The 10,239-nt window shown below is 70.0% G+C and carries 9 protein-coding genes; 3 read left to right on the forward strand and 6 right to left on the reverse strand.

The genetic code is table 11. From position 1 onward, the window contains the following. Positions 1 to 119: 119 nt before the first annotated feature. The gene (locus tag ACZ7LV_RS38780) at positions 120 to 683 is read left to right on the forward strand and encodes a GNAT family N-acetyltransferase (RefSeq protein ID WP_471946060.1); all 564 of its coding nucleotides are present in this window, start codon (positions 120 to 122) and stop codon (positions 681 to 683) included. Between the two features lie 2 nt (positions 684 to 685). On the opposite strand, the gene ACZ7LV_RS38785 is transcribed toward ACZ7LV_RS38780, so the two are convergent. From ACZ7LV_RS38785 to ACZ7LV_RS38810, 6 genes are all read right to left on the reverse strand, one after another. After that, positions 686 to 2,155: a type IV secretory system conjugative DNA transfer family protein gene (locus ACZ7LV_RS38785; RefSeq protein WP_471946061.1), complete on the reverse strand. Its 1,470-nt coding sequence runs from the start codon at positions 2,153 to 2,155 to the stop codon at positions 686 to 688. Positions 2,156 to 2,165: 10 nt separating this feature from the next. After that, positions 2,166 to 3,575 (reverse strand): ATP-binding protein, encoded by a 1,410-nt coding sequence (locus ACZ7LV_RS38790; RefSeq protein ID WP_471946062.1) that lies wholly within the window; start codon positions 3,573 to 3,575, stop codon positions 2,166 to 2,168. A 14-nt stretch (positions 3,576 to 3,589) separates the two neighbouring features. Continuing rightward, positions 3,590 to 5,146 (reverse strand): SCO6880 family protein, encoded by a 1,557-nt coding sequence (locus ACZ7LV_RS38795; protein WP_471946063.1) that lies wholly within the window; start codon positions 5,144 to 5,146, stop codon positions 3,590 to 3,592. Next, positions 5,143 to 6,471: a hypothetical protein gene (locus tag ACZ7LV_RS38800; protein WP_471946064.1), complete on the reverse strand. Its 1,329-nt coding sequence runs from the start codon at positions 6,469 to 6,471 to the stop codon at positions 5,143 to 5,145. The genes ACZ7LV_RS38795 and ACZ7LV_RS38800 overlap by 4 nt, the downstream gene beginning before the upstream one ends. Further along, entirely contained in the window at positions 6,461 to 7,285 is an 825-nt protein-coding gene (locus ACZ7LV_RS38805; protein WP_471946065.1) for a DUF8175 domain-containg protein, read from the reverse strand. Before ACZ7LV_RS38805 ends, ACZ7LV_RS38800 begins: the two co-directional genes overlap by 11 nt. A 210-nt stretch (positions 7,286 to 7,495) precedes the next feature. Next, positions 7,496 to 7,804 (reverse strand): hypothetical protein, encoded by a 309-nt coding sequence (locus ACZ7LV_RS38810; RefSeq protein ID WP_006136301.1) that lies wholly within the window; start codon positions 7,802 to 7,804, stop codon positions 7,496 to 7,498. A 380-nt stretch (positions 7,805 to 8,184) separates the two neighbouring features. Between ACZ7LV_RS38810 and ACZ7LV_RS38815 the strand changes: the two genes are divergently transcribed. Continuing rightward, entirely contained in the window at positions 8,185 to 9,192 is a 1,008-nt protein-coding gene (locus ACZ7LV_RS38815) for a C40 family peptidase (RefSeq protein ID WP_401683291.1), read from the forward strand. 243 nt (positions 9,193 to 9,435) lie between these two features. Beyond that, on the forward strand, positions 9,436 to 10,149 hold the full coding sequence (locus ACZ7LV_RS38820) for a phosphatase PAP2 family protein (protein WP_471946066.1): 714 nt from the start codon (positions 9,436 to 9,438) through the stop codon (positions 10,147 to 10,149). The last annotated feature ends 90 nt before the right edge of the window (positions 10,150 to 10,239 follow it).

The following is a 10,239-nucleotide window of genomic DNA, read 5'->3' on the forward strand; positions in this document are numbered from 1 at the left end:
TGGTACTGCAGGGGGGACCCTGTGGGAGAGTAGGACGCCGCCGAACAATTTTTGGGAAAGCCCCGCATCTTCGGATGCGGGGCTTTCTGCGTTTTGGGGCGGGCACTACGGTGGGGCCCATGAGCACCAGCGCCGAAGAGCGGTACGTGGTTCGGTCCCTGCGCGCCGAAGAATGGTCGGCGACGCGGGAGTTGCGGCTCGCCGCACTGCGGGACCCGGTCGCGCCGATCGCCTTTCTGGAGACGTACGAGGACGCGGTGGCCCGTCCGGACGCGTTCTGGCAGGAGCGGGCGGCCCGCGCCGCGGAGGGCGAGGTCGGTGCTCAGCAGGTCGTCGCCGAGGGACCGGACGGACAGCTGGTCGGGACGCTGACCGTGCTCGTCGAGGAGCCGGGGACGACGGACTGGGCCGGCTTTCCCGTGGAGCGCCGCCAGGGGCACGTCGTGGGGGTGTACATGCGCCCCGAGCACCGCGGGTGCGGGCTGACCGAGCTGCTCTTCGACGAGGCGCTGGAGTGGTGCTGGGCGCGCGGGCTGGAGCGGGTGCGGCTCATCGTGCATGAGGAGAACGGGCGGGCGCAGGCCTTCTACCGGAAGGTCGGGTTCGAGGCCAGCGGTGTCACCGTGCCGTTGGCCGGGCAGGAGGGGGCCTGCGAGCGGGAGTTCGTCCTGGAGCGGGGCTGACGTCAGACCGGGAGCTCGTCGTGGGGCCAGCGGGTACGGGCCTGTTCGCGGGAGCGGACGAGCGCCAGGGTCCGCAGCCCCTGCTCGGCTCCGGCGGCCAGCAGCCAGGGAAGTTGGGGGATGGGTGCCACCGCCGCCACGTCGTCGAGGACGAGGGTGAGTGGTGGGTCGAGGCGACCGGAGGATGACCGTTCGGCCATGCGCCGGCCGCGCTCGACCACGCTGGACACGAGCGCGGTGAGCAGGGGCATCGCGCCCGGGTTGGTCCGGGGGTCCTCGATGGATTCACCGACCACATAAAGCGTGCCCCCTTCTGCCACGAAGGAATCCAGGGCGAGGCTGTCGGGTCGGTTGGGTGTGCACGATTCCCGGATGTTGAGCGTGAACAGCGCCGAGAGGGCGCGAGCGGTCAACTCGTGCGCGATGTCACGGCGTTCCGGGTGGGCGGTGAGGGCGGCTTCGAGTTCGCCCGCGGCCCCCGGGGCTGCCTTGGGGTGGGTGCGCAGGGTGCGTACCGCTTCCTGCATCTGGGTGCCCTGGGACCAGCGGTGCACGTGCCGGATGGTGCGGTTGTCCAGGGCGGCGGCGTGCAGATAGCTGCGCAGGAGGGTCCGCGCGGTGTCGCTGACCGCCTGGTCGAGCCGGGAGGTGGGGCTGACCGGGGTCAGGAGGGCGGCGGCCCGCGCGAGCGCCGTCTCCTTGTCCTCGCAGTGGGTGATGGGGGACCAGTGCAGGCGGGCGGGGGTGTCGCAGGTGTGGGTGGGGTCGTAGAGGAGGGTGGGGCCCAGCTTGGCTCGGGGGTCCTTGGTGTCCTGCCAGAGGGACGGGTTCGAGGTGACGACGAGAGTGGGGCCGTCCGCCTCGCGGATCGCCTCGGTCGCGGTGGTCCGGCGATCCTCCTTGGTCGTGGCGTGGAGTCTGTCCCACCCACCGACGTCCCGGCCCGCGAACACGGGGATCGGGGGCGTCTGCTCCGGCTCGCTCTGCTGAAGGGTCTTCTCCGCCGGCTCCGGGGCCGGCGGCGCCACGACGGCTTCCGCGGTCCTCGGCGTCGGGACCTCGTGCGAGGCGGCGGGTTCGGGGGCCGGCGTGTGCCGCGCTGCCGCCCGGCGGCTCGCCTTGCCCGCTCTCCAGCGCGCGACCGTTCCCATCACGAAGAGCGTCAGCACGAGCAGCACCATCAGCTGGCCGATGAACAGCCCCCAGAACAGGCCGTACCCCGAGAGTTCCGCTCCCGGGGTCTGCGGCCAGGCGCCGGTGATGTCGTGCGGCTGAGCGATGAGGTGGCGCATGGCGAGCGGTGTGCCGGTGAACGTCACGCCCCGCGGCCACGATCCGTGCGCGAACAGGCCGGCCAGGCCGGTGGCCGTCCAGACCAGCAGGGTCATGCCGAGCAGAAACCCGAGTATGCCGATCAGCAGGCCGTCGGGGATACCGCCCTGGGAATCCCGCCGGTGGTCGTCCGCTCTCACGCCGTCCCCTTTACGCCACGGTCGACTCGGAGTCGCCGAGGTGCTGTTCCATGAACGCCGCCGCCCGTTCCTCCGCCTCCAGCTCGGCGGCGCGCAGGGCGTCGTCGGTGAGGTCGGCCGAGGACTCGGTCATCGCGCGGTCGGTGAAGACCAGCGGGCGTTCCGTCTCCGTGACCAGGTGTTTGACGACCTGGACATTGCCGTTGACGTCCCACACGGCGATGCCCGGTGTCAGTGTGGGGATGATTTCCACCGCCCACCTGGGCAAACCCAGTACCCGGCCGGTCGCCCGCGCCTCGTCGGCCTTCTGCGCGTAGATCGTCCTGGTCGAGGCCATCTTCAGGATCGCCGCGGCCTCCTTGGCGGCCGCGCCGTCGACGACGTCGGACAGGTGGTGGACGACGGCCACGAACGACAGGCCGAGGCGGCGGCCGAACTTCAGCAGCCGCTGGAACAGCTGTGCCACGAAGGGGCTGTTGATGATGTGCCAGGCCTCCTCGACCAGGAAGATGCGCTTCTTCCGGTCGGGGCGGATCCAGGTGTGTTCCAGCCAGACGCCGACGATGGCCATGAGGATCGGCATGGCGATGGAGTTGCGGTCGATGTGGGACAGGTCGAAGACGATGAGCGGGGCGTCGAGGTCGATGCCGACCGTCGTGGGGCCGTCGAACATGCCCCGGAGGTCACCGTCGACCAGCCGGTCCAGGACCAACGCCACGTCCAGGCCCCAGGCCCGTACGTCGTCTATGTCGACGTTCATCGACTCGGCGGACTCCGGCTCGGGATGCCGTAGCTGCTCGACGATGTCGGTGAGGACCGGCTGGCGTTCGACGATCGTCTCGTTGACGTAGGCGTGCGCCACCTTGAGGGCGAAGCCGGAACGCTCGTCCAGGCCGTGCCCCATCGCGACCTCGATGATGGTGCGCAGGAGCGCCAGCTGGCCGGTGGTGGTGATGGAGGGGTCGAGCGGGTTCAGGCGGATGCCGTGATCCAGGGCGGCCATCGGGTCCAGGCGGATGGGAGTTATTCCCAGCTCCTGGGCGATGAGGTTCCATTCGCCGACGCCGTCCTCGCCCTGGGCGTCGAGGACGACGACCTGGCGGTCGCGGAAGCGGAGCTGGCGCAGGACGTACGTCTTCTCCAGCGCCGACTTGCCGTTGCCGGACTCGCCGAGGACCAGCCAGTGCGGGGCCGGGAGCTGCTGGCCGTACAGCTGGAAGGGGTCGTAGATGTAGCCCTTCCCGGAGTAGACCTCGCGGCCGATGATGACTCCGGAGTCGCCGAGGCCGGGGGCCGCGGTGGGCAGGTAGACCGCCTGGGCCTGGCCCGTGGAGGTGCGCACCGGCAGCCGCGTGGTCTCCACCTTCCCGAAGAGGAAGGACGTGAAGGCTTCCGTGACGGCGGAGAGCGGGTCCCGCATCAGGGCATCAACCCCTACCTTCGGATTCCGGTGGCGAACGGGAGCGTGTTCACGAAGGCCCGGTGGTGCTCGCGGTCGCACCACTCCAGCTTCAGATACGACTTTCCGGCCGACGCTCTTATCGTGCGCTTGTCGCGGGCCAGTGCCTCCGGGTGGCGGGAGGAGACGGTGATGTAGCCGACCAGGTTGACGCCGGCGGCGCCGCTCGCGAGGTCCTCGCCGCGCTGGTCGAGGCGGTTGTGGGCGGCGATGTCGCGGGGGTCGACGGTGCGGTTCATCTTGGCGGCGCGGGACGCCTCCGCCTCGTCGTTGGTCTTCTCCGTCAGCATGCGTTCGATGGCGATCTCGGTGGGTTCGAGGTCCATCGTGACGGCGACCGTACGGATGACGTCGGGGGTGTGGACCAGCAGGGGCGCCAGGAAGTTGACGCCGACCGGGGTCATCGGCCACTCCTTCACCCAGGCCGTGGCGTGGCACCAGGGGGCGCGGGTGGAGGACTCGCGGGTCTTCGCCTGGAGGTAGGTGGGCTCCATGGCGTCCAGCTCGGCCGGCCAGGCGTTGCGCTTGGTCATCGCCTGGATGTGGTCGATGGGGTGGTCCGGGTCGTACATGGAGTGGATCAGGGAGGCGAGCCGGCCCTGGCCGAGGGGCTGCCGTACGCGGATGTCGGCTTCCTGGAGTCGGGAGCAGATGTCCGTCAGCTCGCGGGCCATGACGACGGCGAGGCCGGCGTCGCGGTCCGCCTTGCCGCCGTGCGGGCGGGCGGCGCGGGCCATGGCGTGGGCCTCGGCGGCGAGTTCGCGGCCGTAGTGCATGCAGGCGACGAGGTAGGCGCGGTGCTGCTCGCTGCTGGTCGACACCATCGACTGGAGCTGGTCGTAGGACTGCTGGAGCCAGGGCAGCGAGCGTTCGTCGCCGCGTACGGCAACGTCCTTGGCGTGCGCGTCCGGGTCGGCGGGGAGGGTGCGGGCGAGCATCTGGATGCGGGTGACGAAGCCGTCGCCGTTGGCCACGTGCTTGAGGAGGGTGCCGAAGCGGTCGACGAGGGCCTCCTGGTCCTCGCTGTCGCGCAGGCCGACGCCGGGGCCCTCGATCTCGATGGCGGCGGTGACGGTCTTGCGGTCCGCGTGCAGCAGTACGGCGATCTCGTCGGGGCCGAACGGCGCGGCGAGCCAGGTGATGCGGCCGATGCCCGGGGGCGGGCCGATCTCGATCTCGCGCCCGTCGAGCCGGGTGCCGGCCTCCATGACGCCGGAGCGGTACGTGGCGTTCTGCCGCAGGGTGCGCTTGTAACTGCGGTTGATCTCGAACCACTTGTAGAGCGTGCGGTGCTTGTACGGCACGTAGACCGCCGCGAGCGCCAGCATCGGGAAGCCCATCAGGAGCACGATCCGCAGGGACAGCACCGGGACGAGGAGCCCGCACATCATGCCGAGGAAGGCGCCGACGATGATCAGTGCGATCTCGCCGGTCTCCCGGTTCCGGCCGACGATCGCGTTCGGCCGGGCGCGGCCGATCAGATAGGTACGGCGGGGCGTGACCGGATGGGACAGGTGGGACTCGGTCGTCAACGCCCATCACCTCCCGAGCGGTTGCCGCTGCTGTTGCGGGTGTTGCTGGCGTGGGGCGTGTTGATGGGGCTGGAGGAGCGGGGGGCGGGTGCGGCGGAGGGGACGGATCCGCCGCCGCCGGACGGGCGGGAGCTGTGCGCGGCGACGCCGCCGGCGGCCTGGTTGGCGGGGCGGGCGCCGCCACCGCCGGATTGGGCCTGGCCGTTGTTGTCGGCGCGGGTGCTGTGGGTCTTGATGCCCTGGGCGACCAGGGTGGCGGGGGAGCTGATCACGGCGGCGGCCTTGCCCTCGGCGTTCTGCATGATGCGGTTGTTGCGGGAGCCGGCGATCTCGTCGCCGAAGCCGGGGACGAAGCGGTAGATCATCGCGGAGGCGAAGATGGCGAGCAGGATGATCGCGAGGCCGGAGACGACGGCGGAGAAGGCGTCGGGGCCGTCGTCGGCGCTGAGGGCGCCGGCGAGGCCGAGGACGATCACGATGACGGGCTTCACGAGGATGACCGCGATCATGATGCCGGCCCAGCGGCGGACGTGGCCCCAGAGGTTCTTGTCGACGAGTCCGGCGTAGACGACGGTGCCGAGGAGGGCGCCGACGTAGAGCAGGGCGGCCCTGATGACGAGTTCGAGCCAGAGGACGCCGGCGGCGAGGATGCTGACCAGGGAGACGACGATCAGCATGATCGGGCCGCCGCCGATGTTCTCGCCCTTCTCCAGGGCGCCGGAGAAGTTGCCGAAGAAGGCGTCGGTCTGGTCGCCGGTGGCTTTGGCGAGGACCTCGGAGACGCCGTCGGTGGCCGAGACGACGGTGTAGAGGATCAGGGGGGTGAAGGCGGAGGCCAGGACGGTGAGCCAGAGGAAGCCGATGGCTTCGCCGATGGCGGTGGAGAGGGGGACGCCCCGGACGGCTCGCTTGGCCACGGCCAGGAGCCACAGGAGGAGCGTGAGGATGGTGGAGGCGGCGAAGACGACGGCGTACTGCTGGAGGAACTTCTCGTTGGTGAAGTCGACGTTGGCGGTGTCCTTCACGGCGGCGCTGAGCTTGTCGATCGTCCAGGCGGCGGCGTCGGCGCAGCCCTTGGCGAGGGAGGAGAGGGGGTCGAGGGTGGAGGTGGGGTTGAGGGAGGGGGCACCGCCGCCGCCATTGTCGCCGGTGTCGCTCTCGCACAACTCCCTGGCCTGCCCCGAGAGGAGGTCGCAGTTGTTGTTTGACGGCGTGGGAGTGGGGGTGGGCGCCGCCACGGCACGTGTGGCCAGCAGAACGAGGGCGCTCTGAACGGTGGCGACGCTGACGGCGACCTTGAGCACACGGCGCTGGTTACCGGGCATAAGTGAAGCCTCCGTACTCCTCGACGGCCTTCGCCATCTCGTCGGCGCTGGACGCCCTGTCGTCGCCGGGGACGGGCGCGGGGCCGTCCTTCTGGGAGAAGTTCTCGACCTTCCAGTCGCTGCCCGTCCAACGCAACTGGAGCGTCATGGTGAACCAGTCGCTGCTGACCGGGGTGGTCGTGCGCGCGCCCGTGGTGCCGAACACGCCCGTGCACCAGACCTCGACCGTCGCCCCGGAGTCCGAGGAGGCCGTGACCTTGGTGCCGATCGGCAGGGTGCGCGAGATGTAGGTGTTGCCCGCAGCCGCGTTGCCCTGGTCGTCCAGACCGACGTTCTTCAGGAACGCCTTGGAGTACGCCTGGTTGAACCTGCCCTCCAGCTCGGCCTGCTTGTCGGTGACGAAGACCTGTTGGACGATCTCGGTGCGCCGGGCCGGCTTGAGGATGTCGGCGGAGACCAGCACCACCGCGTAGTTGGCCGCCGCCGACTGCGCCCCCTGTTCGGTCCGGGCGAAGCCCGAGGGGATGCCCCCCGTTTCGGTCTCCACCGGGGACTGCCCGCTCGCCGCCGTCGATGACGCCTGCGGGCCCGAGGTGCCGGGGTCGGTGGATGCGGGGGCGTCGGGGTTTTGGTTGGCGAAGGCGAGGGCGGCGATCAGGAGGACCACTACGCCGACCACTGTGACGAGGCTTCGGGAGGAGTTGCGGGGGCGGCGGGGGGTGCCGCCGTAGGGTTCGCCGTCCGGCAGCCGGGTGCGGGTGTGCCCGGTGCCGCCGTAACCGCCGGAGGCCTCGTGTTCGTCCCCGGGACTCATGCCGCGTCCGCCCCCTCGATGTCGTAGCGGAGACCGTCGTACCGACTGACCGTGTAGGTGTACGACGGTAGCCGCGCGGGTCGCCGCGCGGGCGCGGTGTGGTGACTCGACATCAGGGACATCAGGGAAACGCAACCTCAGCCGGTGGGCACGACGGGCGGGTGGTGGGTAGTGGGGACCGGGCGCGCCCGGGGAGGACGTGGTGGGCGCTTACACCGCCATGCCGTACACGATGGTGAAGAGCGTGCCGAGGGAGCCGATGATGAACACCCCGGTGAGACCGGCGATGATGAGGCCCTTGCCCTGTTCCGCGCTGAAGGTGTCCCGGAGGGCCGTCGCGCCGATGCGCTGTTTGGCCGCCCCCCAGATGGCGATGCCGAGGCAGATGAGGATGGCGACCGCCATCACCACCTCGATCATCACCTTGGCCTCGTTGCCCAGGCTGCCGAAGGGGCCCCAGTCCGGAGCGATCCCGCCGATGATGGTGTTGATGTCTCCCTCGTCGGCCGCAAAGAGCATGTAAGTCACCGCCCCTGTTGGGTAGTTCCGCAGTCCCCTGCGGTGCGCAGAGGTCAGGCCTCATTCTCGCCGACAACGGCGCCGTCGTATGTCGACTTGACGTCATTGCTTGGCGGGTTTCGTACGAATACCTCGTATCGTCACTCTGTGTATCACGGCAGGTAACGCCGGGCAACGAGGTGGGTGCGGAACCTGTGGTGTGGTGCCGTCGTTGAGCCCTCTTTGTGACCGGAGCGGTCGCGCCGGGTGCTCGGGGTGCTCCGGGTGAAGGCTATCGCCGTGCGTGGGGCGGACGGTGACGTGGGGTCAGCGGGCCTCCTGCTGTTTCGCGGCGTCGCCTCTACACTGACGTCGGCGTACTGCCGGGTGGTGAGGGGCGGTTGACTGTGCGTAAGGCGTGGATCGCGGCGATCGCCGCCGTGGGTGCCGGGGTCGCCTTCGTGATGCTGCTCGTGGTGGGCGTGTACCTCGTGGCCGGGAACCTGGTGGGCGGAGTGGGCGGTGCCGGGCGGAAGCTGGCCAAGGGGTCGGTGCCCGCGGCCTATCAGACGCTCGTGCAGAAGTGGGGCAATCTGTGCCCGGCCATCAATCCGGCCCTGCTCGCCGCGCAGTTGTACCAGGAGAGCGGGTTCAACCCGTCGGCCCGCAGCCCCGCGCAGGCGCAGGGGATAGCGCAGTTCATCCCGGGGACCTGGGCCTCGCACGGCATCGACGGGGACGGTGACGGGGACCGCGACGTGTGGGATCCGAAGGACGCGATCCCGTCGGCGGCCTCCTACGACTGCACGCTCGCGAAGTACGTGAAGGACGTGCCGGGCGACGCGACGAAGAACATGCTGGCCGCGTACAACGCGGGCGCCTACGCCGTCATCAGGTACGGGGGCGTGCCGCCGTACAAGGAGACCCGGAACTACGTCCAGGTCATCACGACGCTCCAGGAGAGCTTCGCCGCGCCCGTCGGGCGGGTCGACCCCTCCGAGCAGGCGGCCGGCGCGATCCACTACGCGCAGAAGAAGCTCGGCACGCTGTATCTGTGGGGCGGCAACGGCACGCCCGAGCAGGGCGGGCGGTTCGACTGCTCGGGGCTGACCAAGGCGGCGTACGAGAGCGTGGGGATCACCCTGCCCCGGGTGGCCAACGACCAGTACAACGCGGGACCGCACCCGCGGCGGGACGAGCTGCTGCCCGGGGATCTGGTGTTCTTTTCGGACGACCTCACCAACTCCCGGGCCATCCGGCATGTGGGGATTTATGTCGGTGGCGGGTACATGATCAACGCGCCGCGGCGTAACACGGTGATCCGGTTCGACCCGATTGACACCCCTGACTACTTCGGTGCCACCCGGGTGACCGAGGATGGCGCGAAAGCGCTCCCACCGGCGGTCTGACGGGTAGGAGACGGAACGTGAACCCCACCCCTGAGCTGCGGCGATGTATCTCTCTTCGGTAACGTCTGCGTGATCATTCAGTGGAATGTGGAACGTGGAGACGGAGGTCGTGCGTTCCTGTTGACGTAGCCGACCGGACGGATCCAGCACGCGGATCGACGCGGGATCTACGGACCACGGGGGTGGTAGAGCGGCGCATGCACGGATGCGCCCGACAGACGACGACGAAGGGGCCGCTGCACCATGGCTGGACTCGCGCAATCCGGGTCGAACCCCGACGTCGAGCTGCTCTACGACATCAATGGCCTGGCCAAGGAAGCGCCGCGGTGGTTCGACCGGACCATGGAGTTCGTCGGCGAGTACGGGCTGCTGCTCGCCATGGTGCTGCTCGTGCTGGCGTGCTGGTGGAGCGTGCGGCGGCGCGAGGGCGTCACCGGCGAGGAGGCGGCGGGTTCCGTCGCCGCGCTGGTGTGGGCGCCGCTGGCCGCGGCCGTCGCGGTGCTGGTGAACGTGCCGATACGGGGATTCGTGGAGCGGCCCCGGCCCTTCTTCGAGCACGACGGGCTGGAGGTCCTGGTCGCCGGGAAGTCCGACTTCTCGTTCGTGAGCGATCACGCGACGATCGCGATGGCGCTCGGGGTCGGGCTCTTCGTCGCCCACCGCACGTTCGGGCTCGTGGGGATCGGGCTGGCCCTGCTCGAAGGGTTCTGCCGGGTGTACATGGGCGTGCACTACCCGACGGACGTCGTCGGCGGGTTCGCGCTCGGGACGGCGGTCGCCCTGCTGCTGTCGCCGTTGGCCACGGCCATGCTGACGCCCGTGATGACGGCCGTGGAGCGATCACCCCGCGTGGGGTGGCTGGTGCGGCGGCGGTCCGCGGCCGGGGGGCAGGAGGCCCTGATCCCGGAGGCGCGCCGCGGGGCCACGGAGACCGAGGAGCGCGACCTGGCCGCCTAGGTCGTGTCCGTAAAGTGGTTGGTGCGTTGGTCTGTTCGTGGTGCGTCGTCATGAGTTGACTGATGAGTCGTGGGCGGTGATCGAGCCGTT

Source organism: Streptomyces sp. NPDC107562, assembly GCF_055657325.1.